20 protein-coding genes are annotated in these 25,641 nt (G+C 73.0%); 8 read left to right on the top strand and 12 right to left on the bottom strand.

All coding sequences use genetic code 11. From position 1 onward, the window contains the following. Positions 1 to 48 precede the first annotated feature (48 nt). On the bottom strand, positions 49 to 564 hold the full coding sequence (locus tag ACW14Y_RS00355; protein ID WP_456985435.1) for a hypothetical protein: 516 nt from the start codon (positions 562 to 564) through the stop codon (positions 49 to 51). A 414-nt stretch (positions 565 to 978) separates the two neighbouring features. On the opposite strand from ACW14Y_RS00355, the gene ppnP reads away from it, so the two are divergent. After that, positions 979 to 1,263: a pyrimidine/purine nucleoside phosphorylase gene (ppnP, locus tag ACW14Y_RS00360; protein WP_380443185.1), complete on the top strand. Its 285-nt coding sequence runs from the start codon at positions 979 to 981 to the stop codon at positions 1,261 to 1,263. Positions 1,264 to 1,333: 70 nt separating this feature from the next. On the opposite strand, the gene ACW14Y_RS00365 is transcribed toward ppnP, so the two are convergent. From ACW14Y_RS00365 to ACW14Y_RS00385, 5 genes are all read right to left on the bottom strand, one after another. After that, positions 1,334 to 1,756 (bottom strand): hypothetical protein, encoded by a 423-nt coding sequence (locus ACW14Y_RS00365; protein ID WP_380299953.1) that lies wholly within the window; start codon positions 1,754 to 1,756, stop codon positions 1,334 to 1,336. A gap of 62 nt (positions 1,757 to 1,818) precedes the next feature. After that, positions 1,819 to 3,504, bottom strand: a complete 1,686-nt coding sequence (locus ACW14Y_RS00370) for an ABC transporter family substrate-binding protein (protein ID WP_456985436.1) — start codon at positions 3,502 to 3,504, stop codon at positions 1,819 to 1,821. 49 nt (positions 3,505 to 3,553) lie between these two features. Then, positions 3,554 to 5,683 (bottom strand): dipeptide ABC transporter ATP-binding protein, encoded by a 2,130-nt coding sequence (locus ACW14Y_RS00375; protein ID WP_456985437.1) that lies wholly within the window; start codon positions 5,681 to 5,683, stop codon positions 3,554 to 3,556. After that, positions 5,680 to 6,645 carry an ABC transporter permease gene (locus tag ACW14Y_RS00380; protein ID WP_456985438.1) on the bottom strand — a complete coding sequence of 322 codons (966 nt, stop codon included), beginning with the start codon at positions 6,643 to 6,645 and terminating at the stop codon, positions 5,680 to 5,682. The genes ACW14Y_RS00375 and ACW14Y_RS00380 overlap by 4 nt, the downstream gene beginning before the upstream one ends. Before the next feature lie 13 nt (positions 6,646 to 6,658). Continuing rightward, the gene (locus ACW14Y_RS00385; RefSeq protein WP_380299957.1) at positions 6,659 to 7,642 is read right to left on the bottom strand and encodes an ABC transporter permease; all 984 of its coding nucleotides are present in this window, start codon (positions 7,640 to 7,642) and stop codon (positions 6,659 to 6,661) included. A gap of 422 nt (positions 7,643 to 8,064) precedes the next feature. Here ACW14Y_RS00385 and ACW14Y_RS00390 point away from each other — a divergent pair, with 422 nt between their 5' ends. From ACW14Y_RS00390 to fxsT, 4 genes are all read left to right on the top strand, one after another. After that, entirely contained in the window at positions 8,065 to 8,472 is a 408-nt protein-coding gene (locus ACW14Y_RS00390; RefSeq protein WP_380299958.1) for a CU044_2847 family protein, read from the top strand. A gap of 5 nt (positions 8,473 to 8,477) precedes the next feature. Then, on the top strand, positions 8,478 to 10,691 hold the full coding sequence (locus ACW14Y_RS00395; protein WP_456985439.1) for a VMAP-C domain-containing protein: 2,214 nt from the start codon (positions 8,478 to 8,480) through the stop codon (positions 10,689 to 10,691). A 76-nt stretch (positions 10,692 to 10,767) separates the two neighbouring features. After that, positions 10,768 to 11,748, top strand: coding sequence for an AAA family ATPase (locus ACW14Y_RS00400; RefSeq protein WP_402725073.1), 981 nt, complete (start codon positions 10,768 to 10,770; stop codon positions 11,746 to 11,748). 4 nt (positions 11,749 to 11,752) lie between these two features. Beyond that, a complete protein-coding gene (gene fxsT, locus ACW14Y_RS00405; protein WP_456985440.1) occupies positions 11,753 to 16,597 on the top strand; it encodes an FxSxx-COOH system tetratricopeptide repeat protein in 4,845 nt (1,614 codons plus the stop codon). Between the two features lie 29 nt (positions 16,598 to 16,626). On the opposite strand, the gene ACW14Y_RS00410 is transcribed toward fxsT, so the two are convergent. After that, entirely contained in the window at positions 16,627 to 18,066 is a 1,440-nt protein-coding gene (locus ACW14Y_RS00410) for an MFS transporter (protein ID WP_456985441.1), read from the bottom strand. Further along, complete coding sequence (locus tag ACW14Y_RS00415; protein ID WP_380443170.1) at positions 18,063 to 18,425, bottom strand: MarR family winged helix-turn-helix transcriptional regulator; 363 nt, start codon at positions 18,423 to 18,425, stop codon at positions 18,063 to 18,065. The genes ACW14Y_RS00410 and ACW14Y_RS00415 overlap by 4 nt, the downstream gene beginning before the upstream one ends. Positions 18,426 to 19,483: 1,058 nt before the next feature. Here ACW14Y_RS00415 and ACW14Y_RS00420 point away from each other — a divergent pair. Next, positions 19,484 to 19,996, top strand: coding sequence for a DUF6584 family protein (locus tag ACW14Y_RS00420; protein ID WP_456985442.1), 513 nt, complete (start codon positions 19,484 to 19,486; stop codon positions 19,994 to 19,996). A 20-nt stretch (positions 19,997 to 20,016) separates the two neighbouring features. Here ACW14Y_RS00420 and ACW14Y_RS00425 read toward each other — a convergent pair whose 3' ends face one another. Next, entirely contained in the window at positions 20,017 to 20,991 is a 975-nt protein-coding gene (locus tag ACW14Y_RS00425) for a helix-turn-helix transcriptional regulator (RefSeq protein ID WP_456985443.1), read from the bottom strand. 94 nt (positions 20,992 to 21,085) lie between these two features. Here ACW14Y_RS00425 and ACW14Y_RS00430 point away from each other — a divergent pair, with 94 nt between their 5' ends. Continuing rightward, positions 21,086 to 21,487 carry a RidA family protein gene (locus tag ACW14Y_RS00430; protein ID WP_456985444.1) on the top strand — a complete coding sequence of 134 codons (402 nt, stop codon included), beginning with the start codon at positions 21,086 to 21,088 and terminating at the stop codon, positions 21,485 to 21,487. A 381-nt stretch (positions 21,488 to 21,868) separates the two neighbouring features. Here ACW14Y_RS00430 and ACW14Y_RS00435 read toward each other — a convergent pair whose 3' ends face one another. Together ACW14Y_RS00435 and ACW14Y_RS00440 are read right to left on the bottom strand one after the other, a co-directional pair. Next, complete coding sequence (locus tag ACW14Y_RS00435) at positions 21,869 to 23,104, bottom strand: alpha/beta hydrolase family protein (RefSeq protein WP_456985445.1); 1,236 nt, start codon at positions 23,102 to 23,104, stop codon at positions 21,869 to 21,871. A gap of 153 nt (positions 23,105 to 23,257) precedes the next feature. Continuing rightward, positions 23,258 to 24,280, bottom strand: a complete 1,023-nt coding sequence (locus ACW14Y_RS00440) for a hypothetical protein (protein ID WP_456985446.1) — start codon at positions 24,278 to 24,280, stop codon at positions 23,258 to 23,260. A 161-nt stretch (positions 24,281 to 24,441) separates the two neighbouring features. On the opposite strand from ACW14Y_RS00440, the gene ACW14Y_RS00445 reads away from it, so the two are divergent. Next, entirely contained in the window at positions 24,442 to 24,969 is a 528-nt protein-coding gene (locus ACW14Y_RS00445; protein WP_456985447.1) for a hypothetical protein, read from the top strand. 273 nt (positions 24,970 to 25,242) lie between these two features. Here the strand turns inward: ACW14Y_RS00445 and ACW14Y_RS00450 are convergent, their stop codons facing one another. After that, complete coding sequence (locus ACW14Y_RS00450) at positions 25,243 to 25,605, bottom strand: hypothetical protein (protein ID WP_456985448.1); 363 nt, start codon at positions 25,603 to 25,605, stop codon at positions 25,243 to 25,245. Between the last annotated feature and the right edge of the window lie 36 nt (positions 25,606 to 25,641).

The raw sequence follows: 25,641 nt of genomic DNA on the forward strand, positions 1-25,641 counted from the left end.
CACCACGGGTTGGACTCCGGCTCGGCTCCGGTGGTGGAGACCCGGGGACTACTCCTCGCCCGGGCCGGCCCGGTGCCCGGAAAGGAACTCGCCCATGGCACCCACGACCCGTGCGACTCGTCGGTTGCTTTCGCCGTACCCGGCGAGTGTCAGCAGCTCGATCTCCTTTCCGCCGGTCAGGGTCAGGACCGGAAAACTGGAGACGGCCAACGTCCCGCCGGAAAAGCCCTTACCGATCACCGCCACTTCTCCCCATCCCGCCCTCCTCGTCGCGAACAGTCCATGATAGGCAACGCCTTCGGACGACAGGACAGTGCGGCAGAACGGTATACGCAGGGTCAACCAGATCCCCGGAATCCCGGTCAGGAGAACCGAGAAGGGGTCAGCGAGGACGGACAGTTCCACCATCACCGCCACCGCTATGACCAGCGCCATGAAACCGATGAGAAAATGCACACAGAGCCACGGGTTGCGAAAGGTCCGCACCGCCCCCTTCCGGTCTTTCAACATCACCACACCTTTCCCGTCCGCCTCGAACATGGATACGGCTGCGGGGACCGGCACTCAGGTGTTCCCCACAGTCACTGGAATCAACGGTTCACACTCGTCACACCAAGGGCCCGGTCCTACCATGGACTTCGCCCGGCGTCGCCCGGCCCATCGTGCCCGTCCAAGGCGTGACACTGCTGAGACTCCGTGTCGACATCGGATTCGGCACGCGTTCACCGGCCCTGGCGACCTCCGTCCCGACCCCGGGGAAGCCTGGGGCGTCTTCGCGTTCCTCCACCGCGAAAGTCTCCCCCGTGCTGCCCGACCCTGGCTCCGGGGCCAGGGCCGGGCAGCGGCGGGACGGTGGTCGACTGCGGCTTCGACCTGCATGGAAGGCCGGTGACGGCTACCGGTAGCCTTCCCTCGCCGGGGGCCGGCCCGCGACGGGCGGGACGCCCCCTTGTCTGCCTGTCTTCCGAGAGGATGCCGATGTTCAAGGTCAACGAGTACTTCGACGGCGCGGTCAAGTCGATCGCCTTCACGCCGGAGGAGGGTCCGGCGACCGTCGGCGTCATGGCGCCCGGTGACTACGAGTTCGGCACCGCGAAGCGGGAGATCATGCACGTGGTCAGCGGCGCGCTGACCGTCAGGCTGCCCGGCTCCGAGCAGTGGGAGACCTTCAAGGCCGGCGAGCGGTTCGACGTCCCGGCGGACAGCAGGTTCCAGGTCAGGAGCGCGGTGGAGACCGCCTACCTCTGCGAGTACCGCGACTGACATCGCGGACCGCCCCGCCGCCGGGAGCCGGGATCCGGAGGTCGTCCCGCCGACGGGGTCCGAGCCGGTGTCAGAGGCCACCGAGCCCCGGCGGGTCGTTGATGGGCGTACCGCCGGTGCGCGGTCGTTCGGGCCGGTTGAGGGCGCCGGACAGAGGGCCGAGCCTGCCGCCGAAACTGCCCCGGGGCAGGACCGCGGCGAGCAGCTCGGCGTCCTGCGAGGAGAGGTCGTCGTTGGTGGCGGGCCTCCACGGCCGGTGGCCGTCGAAGTGGGCCTCCAGCGCGGAATACCCCGCCTGCGTCGTGCTGCAGTTCCAGTAGTGACCGCTCACGGCGGGGCTCGCGGCCTTCCAACCGGCGGCGAGCAGGACGGCCGTGGCCACGAGCGGGACGAGGAAGAGGCGGCCGGCCCCGTCCGTGGCCAGAGCGGTGGCCGTCAGCCCCAGGGCGAGGCACGGCACCTGGATCAGGACCAGCAGCTCGTGGCGGCGCACCGCCGGGCCGGTCCGTCCTCACACCCCGAGGACGGGCCGGCCGCGCCCGGGCGCCGGGGGTGCTACTTCTGCCAGCCGATGGTCTCGGGCAGCGGGCTGAGGAAGATGGTGGCGCCGACGTTGGCGAGTCCCTTCCGCAGACCGTACGTCGAGGGTCCGCTGTAGAGCGGCAGCAGGGAGTACTGCTGAAGGGCCTTCTGCTCCAGCTTGTTGACGGCCGCGATCTGCTCGCCGAGGTCGGCGATGTCCCCGGTGGCGCGGATCTCCTGGTCCAGTTCGGGGGTGCCGGCCCCGGTGATGTTCGACTCGCGGTCCGAGCAGTAGAAGTCGCACAGGGACCGCGCGCCGAAGGGGTCCGTCGAGCGGTTGCCGGAGATGAACAGGTCGAAGCGGCGCTCGCTGAGCACCTTGGAGAAGTCGTTCGAGGAGACCTTGTTGACGTTCAGCCGCACGCCGACGGCCTTGAGCATCGCGGTGAACGCCCCGGAGACGGCCTTCTCGACGGGGTCGTCGCCGAGCAGGGTGTAGCCGAGTTCGAGCTCCTTGCCGTCCTTGGCGCGGATGCCGTCGGCCCCGGGCTTCCAGCCGGCCTCGTCCAGGGTCCTGCGGGCCTCCTGCGGGTCGTACTTCAGCACGGCGGCGACGTTGTCCTGGTAGCCCTGCTGGAAGCTGTAGAGGACCGCCGAGCCCGGCAGCGGCTCGCTGTAGTCGAGGCCCTGGAAGCGGATCTTCGTGATCTGCGAGCGGTCGATGCTCTCCTGGACCGCCTTGCGGACCTGGACGTCGCCGAGGAACGGGGACTTGGTGTTGAGGTACAGCGCGTACTCGAAGGGGCTGCCGCCGCTGCGCACCTCGGCGTCCTTGACGGCCCTCACCTGCTTCAGGTTCTCCGCGTCGCCGACCGGGGCGTAGTCGATCTCGCCGTTCTTGAAGGCGTTGATCGAGGCGGCGCGTTCGAGGTTGACGTAGACGCGCTTGTCGAGCTTGCCCTTGCGGCCCCACCAGGCGGGGTTGCGGACGAAGGTGATGTTGCCGGACTGGGCGTCCCAGGTGCCCACGGTGTACGGTCCGGTGCCCCATTCCGGGTGCGCCGTCTTGACGTACGCCTTGTTGAAGTTCTCGACGGTGGCGGCCTGGGGGTGCAGGAAGGTGGTGAACAGCGCGGACCAGGAGGCGTTGACACCCTTGAAGGCGATGACCGCCTGCTTGTCGTCCGCGCCCCGGGTGACGGACGTGATGCGGTCGTAGCCGTCGGTGGAGGAGGCCGCGTACTCCTTGTCCGATCCGTTGTTGGCCTTCCAGGTGGCCTCGACGGCACGCCAGTCGATCGGGGTGCCGTCGTTGAACACGGCCTTGGGGTTGAGGGTGATGACGACCTTCTGGTCGCCGCCCTCGACGGAGACCTTCACGTCGCTGTAGTAGTCCGGGTTGTACTGGACCTCGCCGGTGGGCGAGTACGTGATGGCGTCGGCGTTGTACCAGGACCAGATCCGCAGCGCGTTGAGGGTGCCGTTGACGTTGAAGGGGTTGCCCTGCTCGTCGAAGGTGCCCGCGGTGGTGTAGGTACCGCCGTCCTTGAGGTTCTCGTACGGCTGGGGGTTGTAGTCGGTCACCGAGGACGCGACCTGGGCGGTGCTGCGGGTCTCCTTGCCCGAGGAGTCGCCCGAGGAGGACGAGGAGGAGCAGGCGGTGGCGGCGACCGAGACGGCCGCGACCAGCGCGAGGGGCAGAGCGAACTTACGACGCACGGGATGTCCTTGATGGGGAGGAGGAAGAAAGGAAGGAGGAGAGCGGGTGTCAGAGCGCGTGGCAGGCGTACCGGTGGTCGGAGCCGTCCGGCGCGCCGACCGTCGCGGGCCGTTCGGTGCGGCAGCGCGTGCGCACGCTCTCGTCGGCCTCCCGGTGGAGCGGGCAGCGGTCGACGAACACGCAGCCCGCCGGCAGCCGGGCGGCACTGGGCTGCTCGCCCTGGAGGACGATGCGCTCGCGGCGGCGCTCGCGCCGCGGGTCGGGCAGCGGGACCGCCGACAGCAGGGCCTTGGTGTACGGGTGCCGCGGGTGGGCGAAGATCTCCTCGGTGGCGCCGGACTCGACGATGTGTCCGAGGTACATCACCGCGATCCGGTCGGAGAAGTAGCGCACCACGGCCAGGTCGTGCGCCACCACGAGGTAGGCCAGGCCCAGTTCCCGCTTCAGCCGGACGAGCAGGTTGACGATCTCGGCCTGCACGGAGACGTCCAGGGCGGACAGCGGCTCGTCCAGGACCAGCAGCTTCGGCTCGCGCGCCAGGGCGCGGGCGATGCCGACCCGCTGGCGCTGGCCGCCGGACAGCGCGGCGGGGAACCGGTCCCCCACGGCGCGGTCCAGTCCCACCAGGTCCAGGAGCTGCGGGATGCGGGAGCGCACGGCCCGCCGGTCGGCGCCGGCGGCCTGGAGCGGTTCGGCCAGCAGGTCGAAGACGGTCAGCCGCGGGTCCAGTGCGTCCGTCGGGTCCTGCAGGACGATCTGGATCTCGCGCCGCAGCTCCCGCACCTGCGCCGCCGAGCGCAGCGTCGCGACGTCGGTGCCCGCCACCTCGATCCGGCCGCCCTCGGGGGCGCGCAGGCGCAGCACCTCGCGCAGCGTGGTGGTCTTGCCGCTGCCGGACTCCCCCACCAGCGCGAGGGTCTCCCCCGCGCGCAGCTCGAAGCCGACGCCGTTGACCACCTGCAGGGTGCCCACCCGGCGCTTGAGGAGGGCGCCCTTGGTGACGGGGAACGTCTTGACCAGGTCCTCCACGCGCAGGACCACCTCGCCGACGCTCCCCCGCCCGGCGCGGGCCGGGGGGACGGCAACGGCGGGACCGGCCGGGTCCAGGGTGCCGTCGGCGATCTCCTGCGCGCGGTGGCAGGCGACGAGCCCGGGCCGCCCGGCGGGTGCGGCCAGGTCCGGTTCGGCGGTGCGGCAGACGTCGCGGGCCACCGTGCAGCGCGGCGCGAAGGCGCAGCCGCCGGGCAGGGCGGTCGGGGAGGGCGGCTCGCCGCCGATCGGGACAAGCGGCCGTCGCACGCCGCTGTCCGCGGAGGGGACGGCAGCCAGCAGCCGGGCGGTGTAGGGCATGGTGGGGCGGGCGAAGAGCTCGTCGACACCCGTGTGCTCGACGATCCGTCCGGCGTACATGACGGCGACGTCGTCGGCGTGGCCGGCCACCACACCCAGGTCGTGGGTGATCAGGACCAGGCCGGCGCCGGTCTCGCGCTGGGCCAGGCGCAGCACGTCGAGGATCTGGGCCTGGACGGTGACGTCGAGCGCGGTGGTGGGCTCGTCGGCGACCAGGACGGAGGGCCTGTTGGCGATGGCCAGGGCGATGACGACGCGTTGGCGCATGCCGCCGGAGAACTCGTGCGGGAACGCCTTGGCGCGCTCGCGCGGGTCGGGGATGCCGACCAGGTCGAGGAGTTCCACCGCCTGCTCCCAGGCGTCCTTCCTGGACAGGTCCCGGTGCACGCGCAGGGCCTGGGACAGCAGCCGGCCGACGCTGAAGACGGGGGTGAGCGCGGACATCGGGTCCTGGAAGACCATCCCGATGTCCTTGCCGCGGACGCGGGCGAGTGCGGCGTCGTCCATCGCCGCCAGGTCGCGGCCGCCCAGCAGGATCCGGCCGCCGACGCGGGCGGTGGAAGGCAGCAGGCCCAGAAGGGCGAGGGCGGTGGCGGACTTGCCGGAGCCGGACTCGCCGACGATGCCCAGGGTGCGTCCGGGGAGGAGGTCGAAGTCGACGCCGCGCACGGCGTCCACCGGTCCCTGCTCGGAGGGGAAGGAGACCCGCAGGTCGCGTACGGACAGGACGGGAGCGGGCGGCCCGGCGGGAGCGGGCGGGGCGGGAGCGAGCGGGCCGGGTGCGGGCTCGGCCTCGGGCCCCGTGGGGCGGACAGGTACGGGGTTCATCGTCGGCCTCCTGCCGCGCCGGTGGTGGACGTGGGGTCGAGGGCGTCGCGCAGGCCGTCGCCGACGAAGGTCATCGAGACGGTGAGCAGCACGGTCAGCCCCGCGGGGAAGGCGAAGAGCCAGGGGGCGCTGGTGATGGTGCCCGCGCCGTCCGCGAGCATCGTGCCCAGCGAGACGTCCGGGGTCTGGACCCCGAAGCCGAGGAAGGACAGGGCGGTCTCGCTGAGGACGGTGGAAACCACTCCCAGGGTGAGATTGACGATGAGCAGGGAGCCCAGGTTGGGGACGATGTGGCGCAGGACGATGCGCAGCGGGCGCACGCCCATGAACTCCGCGGCGAGCACGTAGTCACGCTCGCGCAGGGACGTCGACACCGACCAGACCACGCGGGCCGTGGACATCCAGCCGAACACCGTCAGGACGAGGACCAGGACCCGCCAGTCGCCCGCCAGCTTGTGCGACACCAGGGCGAGGACGAGGAAGGAGGGCACGATCAGCAGGAAGTGGATGACGGCGAGGGTGGCCTTCTCCGTGCGGCCCCCGAGGTAGGCGGCACCCGCGCCCACGACCGCGGAGACGGCCACGGTCAGGACGGACACGGTCACCGCGATCACCAGCGAACGCTGGAGGCCGTGCGCGGCGGAGGCGTAGACGTCGTTGCCGCCCTGGTTGGTACCGAACCAGTGCTCGGAGCCGGGGGGCTGGGTGAGGGCGGAGAAATCGGCGTCGGAGAAGTGGTAGGGGGTGAGCAGTTGACCGAACGCGCTGAACAGCACGAGCAGGAGCAGGATCGCCACGCCTACGACGGCGGTCCGGTTGCGCCGGAAGCGGCGCAGGTAGAGGCGGCGCCGGCCGAGGTAGCGGCCGTCGTGCCCGGTGGCGGTGGCGAGGGCGCTGTCGGTGGCGAGGGCGCCGTCGGGGGCGGCGGGGAGGCCGCTGTCGGGGGACGTGGCGGGACTCACGGGGGTACCCATCTCAACTCACCCGCACTCTCGGGTCGAGGAGGACGGTGGTGATGTCCGCGAGGATCGCGCCGATCGCGGTCAGGGCGGCGGCGAAGGCGGCGGTCGCCACGGTGCCGTGCACGTCGTTCTTGTTGATGGTCTGGACGAAGTACTGGCCCATGCCGTTCCAGCCGAAGACGGTCTCGGTCAGCACGGCACCGGTGAAGACGGCCGGGATGCTGAAGGCCACGGACTGCGCGGTGGGGATCAGGGCGGTGCGCAGGGCGTGCCGGCGGATCGCCTGGGCGCGGGTGAGCCCGGTGGCCCGGGCGGTGCGCACGAAGTCGGAGCCGATCACGTCCAGCAGCAGGGAGCGCTGGGTGAGGTGGTGGCCCACGTACCCGGTCAGGGTGAGCGTCAGCGTCGGCAGGATCAGGTGCGCGAGGCGGTCGCCGAGCGTCGCCCAGAATCCCTCCACGTCCGGGGACTGCTCGCCCGCGACGTACAGGAAGTGCCAGCCCGCCTGTTCGTTCAGCCGGATCGCGAGCAGGACCAGGGCGAGTGCGGCGATGGACACCGGGACGTTGAACAGCGCCATGGACACGGCCTGGGCGGCCCGGTCCCGCCAGCCGTACTGGCGCGAGGCGGTGTGGACGGCGAGCGCGACACCGACGAGGACGGACAGGAGCGTGGCGCCGATCACCAGTTGGGCGCTGACGAGGGATCGGTAGCCGATCTCCCCGTTGACCGCGACCCCGACCGGGGAGCGTCCCCAGTCGAAGTGCAGGACCACCCCGGTCAGCCAGTCCCACCAGCGGTGGAGCAGCGGCTCGTGCGGGTCCAGGTTGTAGGGGGCCAGGGCTCGGGAGACCTGTTCGTCGGTACGGACCGGGCGCAGTTCCTTGAAGTTCGAGCGCGGGTCGAGGAACGAACTGGCGAGGAAGTAGGTGGCGTTGGTGGCCACCACGATGACCAGGAACCAGCCCGCCGCCCTGCGTGTCACGTACCGGAGCACGGATGCCACCTCCCCACGGGGTACGGCGGGCAGGGCTGGGAAACGCCGGGTCTGGCGGAGCTGAGCATGGGGTGGCGCTCTTTCGGTCCAAGGGGGGTGCTTGCACTGTGGTGCAGAGGCCAAGTCTGTGTGCGAGCGACACGGGGCACCAGTGGTCCAGACAAGTGGACACGAAGACGAAACAGCCCCGACGTACAAGGACGTGTCCGTGTCACACTCCGGCCGTCCAGGGCCCGTCCGGGCCTTGTCCGACGTCAGTTCCTCGGCCAGGTCGAGCTCCTGGTGTTGCCGAGGCCACTCCGGCTCGGGACGGAACTCGTCACCGTCGGGAGCACCGTGACCCTGCCGCGTTCTGGGCGGCGGGTCGGGAATCTTTGCGGAACACGGCCCCGGGCCGGTGGGAAGTCACGATAATCCTGGCTGTGACGGAGTTCATCGAGTTGGGTCTTCAGGACGGCACGGCGGTCAGGTTACGGGTCTTCCCCACAGGCACCGCGGCCGAGCGGTCGGGGGGTGGGCCGGACCGGCGGCGGCCGCCGGACCTGGACGGCGGGGAGGCGGTGTCCTCCGGTGCCGGGCGGCGGGCCGCCGCGCTCGCCCAGGGCGCGCTGCGGACGGCGCTGCGGCCGCTGGTGCCGCTGCTGCAGGAGGTGCACGACACGGTGGCCGCGGTGCCCTCGCGCCCGCAGGAGGTGTCGGTGGAGTTCGGCGTGCAGTTCGGCTCCGACCTGAGCATCGGCATCGTCGGCGGCACGGCCGAGTCCAGTCTGACGGTGTCCGCGACCTGGCAGCTCCCCGCGACCGGGCCCGCACGGACCAGCGGGACCTGAACGCGGTGCGCACCTGGTTCGGCAGTGGACGGGCGGCCGCCGAGGCCGGCCTCCTGGCCGCGCACGTCACGGTGCTCACGGAAGCCGGCGACCAGGCCGGCGCGGGCCTCTACCTCCGGGACGGGCTGGCGCTGACCTGCGCACACGTCGTCAACGACGCGCTGGGGCACGAGCAGTTCCGTCAGGAGCACCCCGGCGCCGGACCGCTGCGGATCGAGCTGGCCGGCAGGATCCTCCCGGCGCGCTGCCGCCACTGGTTCCCGCCGCGCGCCGCGGACGGCGGGGAGGTGCCGGACTGGGCCGAGTCCTGGGAGGGCGACCTGGCCGTACTGGAGGTCACCGGGTCGCGGCCGCCCGACGCCGCCCCCCAGTACTGGCGGCAACCCGACCGGGACCAGCGGGTCCGGGCCTGGTTCAGCGCGGCGTCCGGCGCGAGCTTCGTGGACAGCACGGTCACCTCCGTGGAGACGTCCGTCGCCTACCTGGACCGGTGCGGCACCGGCCCCCGGATCGGCCCGGGTTACAGCGGCGGCCCGCTCTGGTGGAGCGACGGGGAGGCGGTGGTCGGCCTGGTCCTGGGACGGCTGCGCGGCGACGGCTACATCAACCGGGCCTTCACCGTTCCCTGGCGCACCGTCCACCGTGAACTGGCCGGCCGGCTCGGCGAGGCCGCGGCGGACACGCTGCTGCCCGCCTCGGCCGGAACTCCCCGGGGCCGGCCGGCGTCCGAGCGGGCGCCGGAGGCCGCCGTCGGCCGGTCGGCGCACCACCTCCTGAAGACCCTGATCGGCCGTCACCTGACGGCGGACGTCCGGGCCCAGCACGCCCGGGCGGTGGCCGCCGCGTGCGGGCTTACGGTCCTGAAGGACGCCGGCACCGCACCCGAACCGGACGAGCTGGCCGAGGTGCTGCTCGCCACGCCCCGCGGCCCGGCCGCGTTCGTCGAATCGCTGCGCGGCTCCCGGGACGGGCTCGCCGATCTGCTGCTCGCCAGGATGTCGGCCCTCGGGGTGACCACACTGCTCTCGCCCGAGGAGCACACCTGGCTCCAGCAGCAGATCGCCGAGCCCGTCCCGGGTCTGCCCATCGGCGTGGCCGCGCAGGAACCGCTGGCCGGGATCCTGCTGACCGAGGACCTCCGGCTGCCCCTCGAACCGAACAGCGAGGCGGTCGAACGCGAGCGGTTGCCGAAGCTGGTCGCGCATCTGGAGAGCCTGTACCGGTACCCCTCCCGGCTGGTGCCCGAGCTGCTCCGGTTCACCGAGTACCGGGCCGCCCAACTCGCGGCCACGGACCCCGGAGCCGCGGAGGAACTCCGGGACTGGGGCAGCCGCGTGCTGGACCGTCTGGGCATCCCCGAGGAGGCCCTGCAGGAGCACCGCGCCCGCGCCGAGCAGTGGTCCGCACGGCGGGCCGAGCAGTGGAGCAGCGGGCGGCTGGCCGTCAGCCTGAGCCTGTACGAGCGGCCCGGCAACGGCACCCCCGGCCGCTACCTGTTCCAGGTCTGGGCGGCGGAGCCCGACGGCAGTCTGCGCCTGGCGACCGACGGCACCCCGACGCCCCTGCCGCCCGACGCGATCGCCCGGCAGGTCCGCTCGATCGCCCTGGTCCGGGGCACCGACGCCGTGATCGAGTTCTTCCTCGACGCCCACGAGCTGGCGCTGCCGATCGACACCTGGAACGTGCGCGACCCCGAAAGCACGCTCGGCATGGGCCCGGAGCCGCTCGGCCTGCGCCGCCGGGTGCTGGTCCGGCTCGGCCGCGCCCTCAGCGGGGACGACATGGCCGAGCGCGCCCAGGAGCTGATCCGGCGCTGGGAGCACCGCGAGACCCCTCCCGCCGTCCACCTCGACGAGACGTGCACGGAGCGCCATCACGTCGAATCCGTCCTCTTCCGCGACCTGACCGCCGCCCGCGCCGTGGTCCGCACCCCCCGCGCCGCCGTCCGGCAGCAGCACGCGGCGCTCTGCCTGTACCTCGGGATCCCCACCGTCCTGTGGGACCGCGCGGACCCCGAGGTGCTGCCCGCCGACCACTACGACCCGCTCGACCCCGACGGGCCGCACGACACGCTCGCCGAACGGGTCCGCCGGTACCGCACGCTCGTGAACTACAACGGCGCCGCCTACCCGCTGCGGCCCGTCCTCGCGCAGGAGCGCCCGGACTGGCCCGCGCCGGACGTGCTGGTGTGCTCCGCCCCCGAGGAGGAGCCACCGTGACGGCCGCCGGCACCCCTGCCCGCACGACAGCGACCACGGACCGGCGGCAGCCGGACGGACGAGGGAGAACGGTTCGATGACCGAGGACACCGGCCCGGCCTGGAGCCTGTTCCGGGGCGACGGCGTCAGCCGGCCCGTCACCCGGATGCCCGAGGCCCCGCCCTGGCGGCGCTTCGGGCACACCGCCGGCGAGGGCCCGCCGGTGCACCCCTACCGGCTCGGCCCGGACGAGGCCGACATCGTCAACGCCGCCCTGCACCTGCGCCGCCCACTGCTGATCACGGGCAAGCCCGGCACCGGGAAGTCCTCGCTGGCCCACGCGCTCGCCCACGAGCTGGGCCTCGGCGAGGTCCTGCACTGGCCGATCAACTCGCGCTCCACCCTGCAGGCCGCGCTGTACCGCTACGACGCCATCGGCCGGCTCCGGGAGAGCGCCCGGCCGGCCGGGCAGGACGCGGGGACGGACGCCGCCCCGGGCAGGTTCGTCCACCTCGGCCCCGTCGGCACCGCGCTGGTGCCCGGCGACCTGCCGCGGGTGCTGCTGGTCGACGAACTCGACAAGGGCGACATCGACCTGCCCAACGACCTGCTCACCGTCTTCGAGGACGGGTTCTTCGACATCCCCGAACTCGCCCGCAACGGCGAGGACACCGCGTCCGGCCCGCCCCCGGCCGAGGTGACCGTCCGCCCGGCCGACCCGGACGGCCCGCCGGTCGTGGTCCGCGCCGGACGGATCACCTGCACCGAGTTCCCCGTCGTGGTGATCACCAGCAACGGCGAACGCGAGTTCCCGCCGGCCTTCCTGCGCCGCTGCCTCCGCCTCGACCTGCCCGAACCCGACCGCGACCGGCTCCTCGAGATCATCGACGCCCACCTCGGCAGCGAGGTGCTGGAGGGCGCCGCGGCCCTCGTCAACGACTTCGTCGCCCGCCGTGCGGAGGGCGAGCTCGCCACCGACCAGCTGCTCAACGCGGTCTTCCTGCGCCACGGCGGGATCCCCGCCGACCGCGGCCACATCCACCGCGCGGTCCTGCGCAGCCTCGGCGAGGGCGGCTGACGCCATGGCACGGGACGGGAGCGCGAACGGGGACGGGGACGGGGACGGGAACAGGGACGGAGACGGGGGTGGGGAGGAGGAGGGGACGGACGCGGCGCGGAGGCTGCTCGACGCGCTCGCCGCGGCCGGCTTCACGCCGGACGCGGACACCCTGCTCGACGTGCTCCTGCTCGCCGCACGCCTCCCCCCGCCCGCCCCTGCCGGACCGATCCCCCACTCGCTCCGCCCCGACGACCCGCGCCCACGACCCGCCGTCCCCGGCGCCGAAGACCCGGCGGCCGCCCCCGGGCCCGGCCGGGCCGCCCCGCCCGGCCACTCCGCCCCGGGGCACGACGCACCGGACCCCACCGGGCCCGGCCACCTCGCGGACGGACCCTCCGGGGCCGTACCGTTGCACGCCGCCCGCCGCCCCGGCGGGCCCGGACACACCGCGCCCGGCGGCGGCCGGGCGATCCGCGTCCCCGAACCGAAGGAGCTCGGCCAGGAACGGCTGCTGGTCCGCAGCCTGCGCCCGCTGCGGCTGCACGGGCCCAGCCGGCACGAGCAGCGGGTCGACGAGACCGCCTCCGCCGAGGCCGTCGCCCGGACCCGGCTGCCCACCGTGGTGCTGCGCGCCGAACGGGAACGCTGGCTGCGGTGCGTGCTCGTGGTCGACGACGGGGTGTCGATGCTGCTGTGGCGCCGCCTGGTCGCCGAACTCACCGACCTGTTCCAGCACACCGGCGCGTTCCGGCAGATGCAGGTACTCGGGCTCCGCTCGCGCGGGCCGGACCCGATCGCACTGCGCCCCGGACCGTTCACCTCCGCCCCCGGCACCGTCCCGCCCCGCGCGCTCACCGACCCGACCGGACGGACCCTGGTGGTCGTGGTGAGCGACGGTGCCGGGCTGGCCTGGCGGGACGGCCGCATGCGGCACGTGCTGGACGACTGGGGCCGGGCCGGACCACTGGCCGTCGTCCACACCCTGCCGCGCCGCCTGTGGGCCGGCACCGGCCTGGCGGCCCACCACCACACCGTCCGGACCGAGCGGCAGGGCGCGCCCAACGCCGCCTGGCGGGTGCGCGACCCGATGCTGCCGTGGGCCGACGCCCACCGCCCAGCCGCCCACCGCCCCGGCGACCGGCTCCCGGTGCCTGTCCTGGAACTCACCCCTGCCGCCCTCGCGGACTGGGCCCGGCTGGTCGCCGGCGCCCGCGCCGAGCAGGAGGTCCCGCTGTGGCAGCCCCGCGGTCCGGGCGCCGGGCCACGCCCCGGCGTCCCCCGCCCGGCCGACCCGATGGCCCGGTTCCGCCGCTTCACCGCCGCCGCCTCGCCCGCCGCGCACCGGCTCGCCGCGCACGTCGCCGGGCTCGCCCCGGTCAACGTCCCGGTGATGCGGCTGGTGCAGTCCGCCCTCGACCCGGCGGGCCGGGCCGGCACCCTGCCGCTCGCCGAGGTGTTCCTCGGCGGCCTTCTCCGCCCGGTCGCCGTCCCGGGGCAGGGCAGCACCGAACTCCCGCCCAACCAGCGGATCTTCGACCTGGCAGAGGAGGTCAAGCAGGAACTCCTCGCGGCCGTCCCCGCCGCCGGTCTGCTGGCCGTCGCCCACGCCGTCTCGGAACAGGTCGCGGACCTGCTCGGACGCTCGCCGGACTTCCCCGCCTGGCTGGCCGACCCCCGCCTCCCCGACGACGTCGCCCCCGACGGCGTCCCGTTCGCCCGGCTTCGCCCGAGCCTGCTGCGCCACCTCGGGGTGACCCTCGAACCCGTCGTACCCGGCCCGGGTGCGGCTGGCACGGGCGGGACCGAGCCGGGCGGAACCGAGCCGGGCCGGGCCTTCCGCGAACCCGATGCCTCGCCACTCGTCCCGCCCCCCGGCGAGCCCGATCCGACGGCGGGGCGCCCCGGCGGCGAAGCGACCGCCCTGTTGGACGACCTCTACCTGAGCTACGTCCCCGAGGACCGCGCCTGGGCCGACTGGATCACCGTCCTGCTCACCGACGCCGGCCACCGGGTCGTCCCGCACGCCCACGGCACCGGCTCCGACCTGCACGGGGCCGACGACCCCGACCACCGCGTCGTCGCAATCCTGTCCTCCGCCTACCTGCAGTCCCAGCAGGCCCGTGCGCTCTGGGGGTACGTTGCGAGCACCGCCCCGGTCGGCGCCCGTCGGATCATCCCCGTCCGGGTCGGCGACGTGCGCCTCACCCCGCCCTACAACAGCAGGAACCCGATCGACCTGATCGGCTGTACCGAACAGGACGTCGTCACCATCCTGCTGCGCGCCCTCGGCCACACCGGAGCCGAGACGCTCGAACGCTCGCCCGGGGCACCCCGATTCCCCGGCACCAGACCGACCTATTGGCAGGTCCCACAACGCAACCACTCGTTCACCGGCCGGACCGACGTCCTCGACGGCCTGCGCACCCGCCTCGCCGACGGCACCACCGCGGTGATCCAGCCCCCGCACGCCCTCCAGGGCCTCGGCGGCGTGGGGAAGACCCAGATCGCCCTCGAGTACGCCCACCGCTACATGTCGTACTACGACCTGGTCTGGTGGATCGACGCCGAGCAGAGCGAGGACGTCATCACCGGCCTCGCCGGCCTCGCCGTCCGGCTCGGCCTGCCAGTCGGCGACGACCTCAACGGAGCCGCCCAGGCGGCCCGCGACGCGCTCCGCCGGGGCGTCCCCACGTCCGACTGGCTGCTGATCTTCGACAACGCCGACGAACCCGGCGAGATCCTCCGGTACTTCCCCGACGGCCCCGGCCACATCCTGATCACCTCCCGCAACCGGGGCTGGTCCGGCCAGGCCTACGTGCTCGACGTCGACGTCCTCGACCGCGCCGAGTCCATCGACCACCTCACCCGCCGGGTCCGCGGCCTGAGCCGCCAGGACGCCGACCGGGTCTCCGAGGCCGTCGGCGACCTCCCGATCGCCGTCGAGATGGCCGCCGCCTGGCTGGAGACCACCCGCACCCCCGTCGACGCCTACGTCGAGCAGCTCACGGCCGAGGCCGCCCGCGTCCTCGCCGCCGGCGAGAGCCCCGTCGACCACCCCACCCACATCAGTGCCATCTGGAACGTCTCCATCGAGCGGCTCCGCGAACAGTCCCCTGCCGCCGTCCGGCTGCTCGAACTCTCCGCGTTCTTCGCCCCCCGGCCGATTTCGGTGCGGCACATCCTCTACACCGAGCAGATGAGCCTCGCGCTCCGCCCCTACGACCACGGACTCACCGACACCTTCATGCTCGGCAGGGTCCTGAACGACGTCGGCCGCTACGCCCTCGCCAGGGTCGACCCCGCCACTGACTCCTTCCAGGTCCACCGGCTCGTCCAAGCCGTCGTCCGCGACCACCTGACGGAGGCGGAGCAGAACACCGCCATGCACCAGGTCCACCGCATCCTGGTCGGCGCCCGGCCCACCCACGGAGACGTCGACGATCCAGCCGACTGGCCCGCCCTGGACGCCATCTGGCCGCATCTCGCGCCCTCCCTCGCACAGGACTGCGACGATCCCGACGTCCGGGAACTGCTGATCGACCACGTCCGCTACTTGTGGAACCGAAGTGCCCCCGACCAGGCCCTGGATCTCGGCCGCCGGCTCGACAGCGAGTGGACACGGCGTGCCGGAACCGAACCGGACTCCTCCCAACGGAAGGTCCAGCAACGGCAGATCCTCGGCCTTCGCCTGCAGACCGCCCATGTGCTGCGTTCCCAGGGCTCGTACGACGAATCACTCGCCCTCGACCGGGCCACCCTGCTCGAACAGCGCGAACTCCAGGGCGAGGACCACCCGTCCACCCTGCTGGCCGCCGGCTCGACGGCCGCCGACCTGCGCCACCTCAACCGCTTCCGGGAAGCACTCGACCTCGATCAGGACACCTACCACCGGTTCGTCGAGCTGTTCGGCGAGGACCACCCGCACACACTCACCTCCGCCACCAACCTCGCCATCGACCACCGCATGGCCGGCAACAGCCTCGCCGCCCTGGACCTTGATCGGAACACCCTCGCACGGAGCCTCGCCGTCCGCGGCCCGCTCCACCCCGCCACCCTCGCCGCCAAGGCCAACCTCGCCCGCGACCTGCGCGAGGCGGGCGACTACCCGGGCTCCGTGGCACTGCTCCGCGAGGTCACCGAAGCCTTCGCCGACCTCAGGCTGTTGGACCTGCCCGAGGACCTGCGCAGCGCCAAGTCGCTCGCCGTCTCCCTCCGCCGGGCGGGTGAGTACCGCGAAGCCCGCGAACTCACCGAACGCACCGACGCGCGCCACCTCGAACGGCCCGGAGCCCACCCCGCCGACGCGCTCGCCTGCCGACTCAACCTCGCCGCGGACTTCAGCGCCGCCGGCGACAAGGAGACCGCCCGCGACATCGCCACCGACGCCCACGATCGCCACCGCCGCTTGTTCGGCGACGACCACCCCTTCACCCTCGCCTGCGAGAACAACCTCGGCATCTACCTGCGCGGCTCCGGCGACCTCGCCGGAGCCGTCGAACACGCCCGCTCTGCAACGGAAGGCCTCGGCCGGGCCCTCGGCGACGACCACCCCTTCACCCTCAACGCCGGCAGCAACCTCGCCAACGCGCTCGCCGATTCCGGCGAACTGACCGAGGCGGAGGAACTGGCCCGCAACGCTCACCACGGGCTCGCCGCCCGCCACGGCGACGGCCATCCCGACACCCTGGTCTGCCAGGCCAACCTCGCGATCACCCTCCGCGCCGGCGGCCGCCGCAGCGAAGCGGAGGCCCTGCGCGAGCGCGCCCTGACCGGACTGGTCGGCCTCCTGGGCGACGGCCACCCGTCGGTCGTGCGTACCCGGGGGTGGCAGCGCAGCAACCTCGACCTGGAACCGCAACCGCTCTGAGCCCACCGCTGCCGGGGCGGCGTCGCTCCTCAGCTTCCGGTCCGACCCGCCCCGGGCGGGTGTCGGCGGGCGAGGGCGAGGGCGGCCGCCGTCGTGACCGCCATCGCGGCGACGCCGGCCAGTGCCGCGGTCGTGTAGGCGTCGTCGTCCGGGAAGAGGCGGCCCGGGGCGGTGCCGGCGGCGAGGACCAGGCCGCCGACGGCGCTGCCCAGGGAGAACCCGACGCTGCGCACGACGTAGTTGAAGCTCATGGCGCTCGACGTCTCGCTCCTGGGGGTGACCGCAAGGATGACGCCGGGCACCGCGGCCGAGAAGCCGCCGACGCCGAAGCCCAGCACGCCCATGACCGTGAGCAGTTCGGCCAGGTTGGACCGGGCGGTCGCGAACAGCACGAACCCGCTGCCGACGACGGCGGCGCTGCCGGCCAGGAGCACGGGGCCGTCGATCCGTTCGCGGACCCGCTGCGTGATCCTGCCGGCGACGAACCCCAGCACGGAGAACGGGACGAGGACCAGCCCCGCCACGAAGGTGGTCAGTCCGAAGCCGTAGCCGGCGCCGTGCGGGGTCTGCGCGTAGCGGGTGACGAGCGTGAGCAGGAGGTACATGCCGCTCCCGCCCACGAACATGGCGAGGTTCGCCCCGGCGACCGCCGGGTGCCGTACCGCCCGGACGCCGACCAGGGGTGTGCTGGTCCGCAGTTCGGAGACGGTCCAGACGCAGAGCAGGAGGACGGCGACGACGGCGAGGGTCGCTGCCACGGCGAGGTGCCGGCTCCACAGGCTCCTCCCGCCGGCCAGGAACAGGACGAGGGCCAGTCCGCCCGCCAGGACGAGCGCGGCGGCCACGTTCACGTGGGCGGAGCGGCCTTCGGGAGCCGCGGGCACGGAGCGCCACGCGGTCACGAGGGCGAGGGCGGTGACGAGCAGGCCGAGGCCGTAGGCGGCCCGCAGTCCGCCGAACTCGGCGAGCAGCGCGGCCAGCGGGTAGCCGACGCCTGCTCCGACGACGGAGACGACCGAGAGCAGGGCGATCGTGGCCGCGCCGCGTTCCTCGGGGAGATGGTCGCGGGCCACTCCCATCATCAGCGCCGTGAGTCCGAGTCCGACGCCCTGGGCCGCCCTGCCCACGAGCAGCCAGGCGAACGGCAGTGGCAGCACGGTGAGCGCGCTGCCGGCGACGACGATCGCCAGTGTGGCGAGGATCGTGGCCCGCCGGTGCGGGCCGGCGCCGAGCCGGCCGAGGACCGGGGTGGCGACGGCGCCGCTGAGCAGGGTGATGGTCAGCGTCCACTGCGCGCTGTCGAGGGAGACGTGGAAGGTGGTCGCCACGCTGGTGACGAGCGGTGTCCCGAGGCTGGCGACCGCCGCCACGACCAGGGCGACGAACACCAGGGCGGGGACCAGCGGACGTGCCTCGGAACGTATCGGGGCGGTGCTCGTGGGCCGGTCGTGGGCCCGGGCGGCGGTCACCGGTCCGTCTCCTCGCGGGCGTGGCTTTCGAGTTCCGCCAGGTGCCGCAGCGCCGGAAGGGCCGCTGCCAGGGCCTCCACCTCGTCGCCGGTGAGCTGGTCGATCAACCGCGTGTACGCGTCGACGCCCGCTCGGCGCCGGGTCCGGACGTACGACGCGCCGTCCTCGGTCAGGCACACCAGCGTGACCCGTTTGTCGGACGGATCGCCCTTCCGCTCGACCAGTCCGGATTCCTCCAGCACCCGGACCAGGACGGTCATCGCGGGCTGGGTGACGCCCTCGGCCGCCGCCAGGTCGGTGATCCGTCGCGGGCCGGTCCTGTCCAGGGTGGCCAGGGTGGCGGCGGACGTCAGGCTCATGTCGCGGGGAAGGCGTCTCACGGCCCGGGTGGCCAGACCGTAGAGGGCTGACCCGATGGCATCGGATGCGTCGTGCGCGGCGTCTCGGCGACTCATGGCAGAAGCATAGCGGCTTTATATGAATCCTTTATGCTTCTCTCGATCGGGCTTCGGCGAGGGCTTGGCCGCGCGTGCCAGGAGCTCCTGGATCTCTCGGCACGCGCAGCCAGGCGGTGGCACCGCGGGACCATGAGCGAGGGCGGGCCGCACGAGGCCGGGTCGCCGGTCAGCCGCGGCGGCTCCGGCGGGCGAGCCGGACCAGGACGACGCCCGCGAACTTTGCAGGAAGTGCACCGGGAGCCCGACGTCGACGACGCCCCGGCGCCCCTGGGCTGGTTGGCGCCGAAACGGAGATGCTTTCCTGATTGCTGACCGGAACGCGCGACGGAACGCGACAGCGGGTGTCCGCCCGAAGGTGTCGGACACCCGCCGCGCGGTCGGGTTCGTCGGTGGCCGTCGGGGCCCGTGGTCAGCGAGCGGACCAGACCGGGCAGTCGGCCATGTGGCGGGTCATCATCACCACCGTCCCTCCGTCGGAGACCTGCCGGTCGCGCGAGACCGTGCAGCACGTCACCGGTTCCGGAGACATCTCCCGGACGACTGCGGGAGCCTCGTCCCGGTCCGGCATCTCGGTACGCGGCCACGCGGGCTCCACGAGCGTCGGCCCGGGCCGACGAGGGGGACCCGGCGCCGGACCTGCCCGACGGGCACCCCGAGAGCGCGGGCACGGGCGTGAAGACGACGACGGTCGCGGCGTTCGGACATGGTGACACCATGCCCTCTCCCACCCCCTCGACGCCAGCGACCCGGCAGACGCCTCCGGACCGCCCCACCGACGGGGCACCCGAACCGGCCCCCGCAGGGTGCCCTCGCGGTCCCCGGATCGCGACGCCCGACAGGAAGCGGCGCAGTCGCCAAAGGGTCGTCGGGGTCGTTTCCTGGAGAACCTGGGGCTCAGGTTGTCCGAGCGGGCTCGTAACTCCTTTGACCAGGTGTTCCTCGTTCGTCACCATGATCCGGTGACAGTTGGGACCACCCTCACCAGGGTCGACGCGGACCTTCGCGCCGGCCGGATACCCGTCGCCCGTCAACGCCTGCGCGGCCTGGTGGGCTCGTACCCGGCGGACCTCACGGTCAGGCGGCGGCTGGCCGAGGTCTACCGGTTGTACGGCGAGCCGGCCGAGGCAGGCCGCTGGTCGTATCTCGACGCGGACCGGGATCCCGACGAGGCGGCGGCTTTCGAGGCCCGCCACCCCGATCCGCTCGACCGGATGACGGCCGTCGCCTGGCGCGGCCCCGAGGAGTCGGCACCGACGGACACCGCCCGGGCCAGGCTGGCCGAACTCCGGGCGGCGGCCTCCGCGCGGGCGGGCCGCCCGATCCACTGGCACGACCGGCCTGACCGCGCCGAGCACACCGAGCAGGACGACTCGACCGGGACACTGTTCTGCGCGGGACTCGCTCTCGCAGGTCTGGCCCTCCTGGGCTTCGCGACCCTCGGCGTCGTCACCTTCGTTCGCTGGTGGCTCTGAGCCGCGAAAGGTGACAACTCTCAGGACGGCACTCCGTAGCAGGTGGCGATCGCGGCGGCGCGGTCGCGCAGGGAGTCGCGCAACCACTGCGGGGCCAGCGCCTCCGCGTTCGTGCCGAGCTGCCACACCGCCCATTCCGCGTGTCGCGGATCCTGGAAGGTGACCTCCAGCCGCAGCCGGCCGTCCGCGTCGGCCTCCTCGACAAGGACCGCCAGCGCGGTGCCCACCAGGTCCTCCCGCCGCGCCGGGTCCACCCGCACCTGCACGGTGACCTGATCACCGCCGGTCCGGAACCGCCGGCTGCGTTCCTGCCAGGCCCGGTCCAGATCGACCCGGTCCGGCCGCTGGGCCGGTTCGGCGAGTTCCTCGGCGGCCAGGATGCGGGACAGCCGATAGGTGCGGTCCGCGCCCGACCGCGTGGCCAGCAAGTAGCCCTGCTCGCGCACGGTGACCAGGCCGATCGGGTCCACCGTGCGCCACTTCGGGGTCCGGTCCACAGCCGCGTAGTGGATCCGCAGTTTGTGTCCGGCGAACACCGCGCGCAGAACCGCAGCCACGATCGCGTCGGGCACCTCCTCGGCGACCAGCCGACGTGAGAGGAGGTCGGTCTCCGGGTCGACGAGCAGGCGCTGAGCCGCGCCGGCCGCGGTGTCCCGATAACTCTCGGGAAGCGCGTCGACCACCTTGAGCATCGCCGAGGCGAGCGCCGAACCGAGGCCGAACGCCTGCGCTCCACGCCGTGATCCGGCGACCAGCAGGGCGAGGGCCTCGTCGTGGTTCAGCCCGGTGAGCTCGGTCCGGAAGCCGGGCAGCAACGCGAACCCGCCGTGCCGGCCGCGTTCGGCGTAGACCGGGACACCGGCCGCGGACAGCGCCTCGATGTCGCGCAGCACGGTTCGGGTGGACACCTCCAGTTCGCGGGCCAGCGTGGCCGCGGACAGCCGACCGTGCTGCCGCAGCAGCAGCACCAGGGAGACCAGACGATCGGCGCGCATACGAAAACGCTACCGGAATACACGACACACGATGTCGTGATTCGTTGGGAGGCTTCCACACAACAAGACCCACCGCACACACGAGGTGACCCGCATGGCACACGCCATTCTCAACCCGGACAGCCTGCACAACCCGGTCCCGTTCGGCTACAGCCACACCGCTGCCGTCCCCGCAGGTACGGAACTGGTGCTCATCGCGGGTCAGTACGGATCCGGCCCGGACGGCGCGGTCGTCTCCGCCGACTTCGCCGAGCAGGTGAAGCAGACGTTCCGCAACATCGGCACCGCTCTCGCCGCCCATGGGCTCGACCTCAGCCACGTCGTCCAGCTCAGGACCTATGTGGTGAACCACGATGTCAGCAAGCTCGGACCGATCACCGGGGCCGTGCAGGAGGGCTGGGGTACGAATCCGCCCACGCAGACCCTCATCGGTGTCGCGAGCCTGGCCGCGCCCGACGTGCTGTTCGAGGTCGAGGCCCTCGCCGCACGTCCCTGACTCGCCGGCACTCGCGCCCGGGCCGTTCGACCCGACACGGGTGGCGGTTCGGTTCGGCGACGGGGTAGCGCGGAGCGGTGCGGCAAGGTGAACGGCGCCGTCGGACCCGAAGGTCCGGGCAGCACCTCGACCTGGTGACGGAACGCCTCGTGGGCGAGCGCGCTGCGGCTCGCCCACGAGGCGTCACCGGGTTCCGCCGCGTCGATGTCGGCTCATGAGCCGTTCCGCCGTTCCGCCGCACCAGCATTGAACACGCGCCGTGCGCCGTTCGGCACCTCTTGCGACCGCTCCCCCAGCCGTGACAGTGCCCGTCGAATGCCGCTCCCGCGCGGGCGGGGACGCCGACATGCGGCCGAGGTCCCCACCCGCGCGGGACGGAGGTCAGGGGTGGAACAGCACCTCCGGGTCGGCCGTGTTCGGTCCGTCCAGCAGCGGCTGCTCGATGCCCTTCAGCTGCAGGTCGAAGAAGGCGCCGACGTAGCGGCGGGTGAGATCGACGGCGCGCCCGCTCGCGATGGTGGTGCCGGGGGCCGGGGGCAGGCCCAGTCCGTCGACGAGGACCGGGAAGTCGGTGAAGCTGTGGTGGTCGGTGCCTTCGACGGTCAGCCAGCGCTTCCAGCCGTCGAGGCGGGTCCAGCTCGTCTCCCAGCTCTCGTCCTCGGCGCCGCCGCCCAGCGGGTGGCCGATCATCAGGAACGGCTTGCCGCCGATCCCGGTGGCGGGCACCAGGACGTCCATGGTCCCGTCCAGGTTCACCCCGGCCCGGATCCGGTCGTCGGTGAGCAGGGCCGGGACGGTGGCCGCGCCACCGGCGGAGTGACCGGCCATGCCGATCCGGTCGCGGTCGATCATCCGGGCGTAGCGCCAGGCCGGGTGGGGACGGCTGGTCAGGCGGTCGATGACGAACGACACGTCCTTCGCCCGGCTCTCGTCCACCTGCGCCCAGTCCTTGGGCCGGCCGCACATCACACAGGGCAGTGTCCGCCCGTCCGGGAAGGTGGTACCGGTGTTCTCGTAGGTGTGGTCGACCAGCGCGACCACGTAGCCGCGGCTGGCCAGGTCCTCGGCGAGGCCGGTGACGGCCGTCCGCGCGTCGACGAAGCCGGGTGACAGCACCACCAGCGGGTAGTGGCCGCCCTGCGGGCGGGCGCCGGTCGCCGACCAGGTCCGGACGCCGGCGAGGACCTCGGTCGGGACGGTGTTGCCGGGCAGCCGGAAGTCCAGCATCGCGCGGGCCGCCCCGGCGGTCATGTACGGGGCCGGGCCGCCCGTGCCGGCGTGGGCGGGGTAGTACATCGAGACCATCAGCTGGCGCGGACCGTCGGAGGGCACCCACGGGTCCGGACGGTCCTGGTCCACCAGGTGCAGGATCTCCCGCCCGACCGCGTACGGGCCGGTCGGGCGCGGGAGTTCGATGCGGACGGCGGCCGGGTCGCCCGTCGCGGCGGCGCCGAGTGCGGGTACGGATGCGGGCGCGGTTGCGGGTACGGGTGCGGTTGCGGGCGCGGCGGAGCCCGCCGGGGACGGTGCGGCCAGAGCCGGAACGGCGGCGGCGACGGACAGGGGCAGCGCGAGCAGCAGGGCTGCCGCGCCGACGGTGACGCGAAGTCGTCTCATGTCGGCGACAGTAGGTCGCGGGCACGGGAACTGACGTCCACTCAGCGGTGTATCCGCCCCCTCCGGAAGGAGCCTTCGCGTCCCCTAAGGGGTGCCTCTCCGGTCATCGGCGCGACCGGAGGCGGACGGGCAGCGTCCGACCGCGCGACGGGCTCACTGCATGACTTCGAGATGCGGGTGGTCGAACGAGGTCGGGCAGACGTAGATCTGCAGGTTGTAGCCCCGGCCGATCGTCACCGTCGGCGGATTGGCACGACTTCGCAGTCCGGTGGGGCCCGACGGCTCCTCACGGTCCTCGAGGGGGATCCAGCTGCCGCTTCCGCCGCCCCATTCGCCTGAGCCGACGGTGAGCAGGGGCTTGTACTGGGCGTCGCAGGTCTCGCAGTGCATGGGCCAGGGATCGCAGAAGCTCCACGGGCCCCAGCCGCCGACCTTCCAGCCGGGAGCGACCGAGAGCTCGTACTGGTAGTAGGCGCCGCCGGGGCCTGCTCCGGAGTCCTTCTGCTGCTCCTCCCCCCAGTCGTGGAGACGAGCGGCGAGCTCCTTCGGGAGTTCGTGCGGTGCCGGGTACTCCGTGACAACCTCGGGGTGCAGGACGCACGGCTCGGGAACGTAGTTGCCGTAGTGCTCGACATCGGCGGGTTCCGGGGGATCCGTGAGCAGCTCGCCGACGCTTGCGGCGTTCCGCCAGACGAGGCGGGCCGCAGGAAGCCAGTTGTGGTGGTCGAGCGGGCACCACAGCACTTGCAGGAGGTCGGCTCCCTCGGGGCCCGCGAGTCCCGGGACGTCGCGAAGGTAGAGCTGGGCGACCGGCAGCAGGGCGTTCGGCCCGGCCTGGGCCGGATGCCCTGCCTGGAGCTTGTCGAGGTACGCGCGCTGGTCGGCGTCGAGGAGGTCCTCGTGGGGCTCGCGGGGGCGGAGCCAGGCGGCTTCGAGCAGCGCCCGCCTGCGGCGGACGTCGTCGAGGGAGACGGGCGGCTCCCAGTGCTGGTGTTCCTCCGCGCAGGTGGGCCATTCCTCGTCGGCCGGCCACAGGAGCGGTCCGCCGACGGAGCCGTCGTGCACGGACGGCCGGCCCGCGCGGGGGTGCAGGCGGACAGCCTGCCGGGCCAGTGGTGCCAGCTCCGGGTGCACGGACGCGACGTCGGCGGGCCGGGGTGGCGTGGTTCTCTGCATCCGTGCTCCTTCGGCAACCACCTGCGGGTTTCGAGCGGACTCTATCTGCGGGCACTGACAGCCCTGTTGTCCGTCCGGCCGACCGACCGCGGTAGGGATCATGGCCGGTTCCAGGAACGCGGTACAGACGGCCCGGGCCCGGCTGCCTACGCTGAGGCGCCATGTGGACCTCCGCCCCGGCGGTGAGGCGTGCAGGCCTCACCGCCGTCATCGCGTTCCTTCTCTGCTTCGTGGCCCTGAGCCGCCCGGCCGTCGCCGCCGAGCCGCCTCCGCCCCGCTTCGTGGTCACCGTCGACGACGCCACCCTGACGCCCGGTCAGACGTCCGCAGTCACTGTCACCTTCACCAACCGGGAGACCGAACCCGTCCAGTTCGTCTATGTGATGCTGCGGGAGTACATGGCCGACTTCCTCGGCTGCATCGGCACGAGCTGGTGCTCGTACGGTAAAGAGAGCACCGGCATGCTGGTGTTCAACCTGACCGCGCCACTGGTCCCGATCGCCCCCGGCGAGAGCCGGACCGTCCGACTGCCCTTCCGCTTCCGTGCCGACCTGGACTGCGCCTCGCGACCTACCGCAGGCTTCATGGTCACGTACTTCTACTACGAGTACGGGCAGGGGCAGGCGACAGATTCCTTCGACCGCCCGGAGTCGATCGCCCACACCACGCTGGTGTGCCCCACCGCGTGACTTCGGCGTACCGACGGTGGCGGCCAGGGCCCGCTGATCCCCGCGCCCGCGGGGATCAGCGGGCCTGGTGGATGGCCTCTCCCCGTGCCCACACAGTGGAACCTCCCCTGAGTCGGCCGACAACGAGGTCGCGCAGACGCTGGCCGGACGGCGTCGCTACTGCAGCGGGATCATGGGCGAGCTTGGCGGGGAGTGAGGCTCGAAGGCGGGCGCGGGCGACAGCGGTGGTGCCGGATCCGGTCGGCGGACGGGACAGTGGTCGGTCGGCGGGTTCTAACCGCGATCCCGGCGAAGGAGCCGCAGGTAGCGGCGGACACCGGACTCCCGGGCCGTCCCCCGCCGCCCTGCGGCGGTCGGTCCCGGACGCCCTGCGGCGGTCTGGCGGGCGTCGCCGGACAGGGCGGCGAAATCCGGGAGGTGGATGCTGGCGGCCTGGATCACGTCCCCGGCGAAGTGCCCGTTCGCCGTGTTGTGCACGGACTGGTGCCCGACCGCCTTCGGCTCCTCGCCGCCGCTGTCCCCGGAGGGGTCGGCAGGCTCCTGCGGGGCGTGAGGGCTGCCGATGGTCTCGGCCTGCACGAGCCTGCCCCCGACGGTTCCGTTGAACTCGTTGTGCACAGGGCGCTGATCACTCATGCGCCGGAATATACGGTCTGCCCCTGAGTGATCACC

This window comes from Kitasatospora sp. cg17-2, assembly GCF_054031055.1.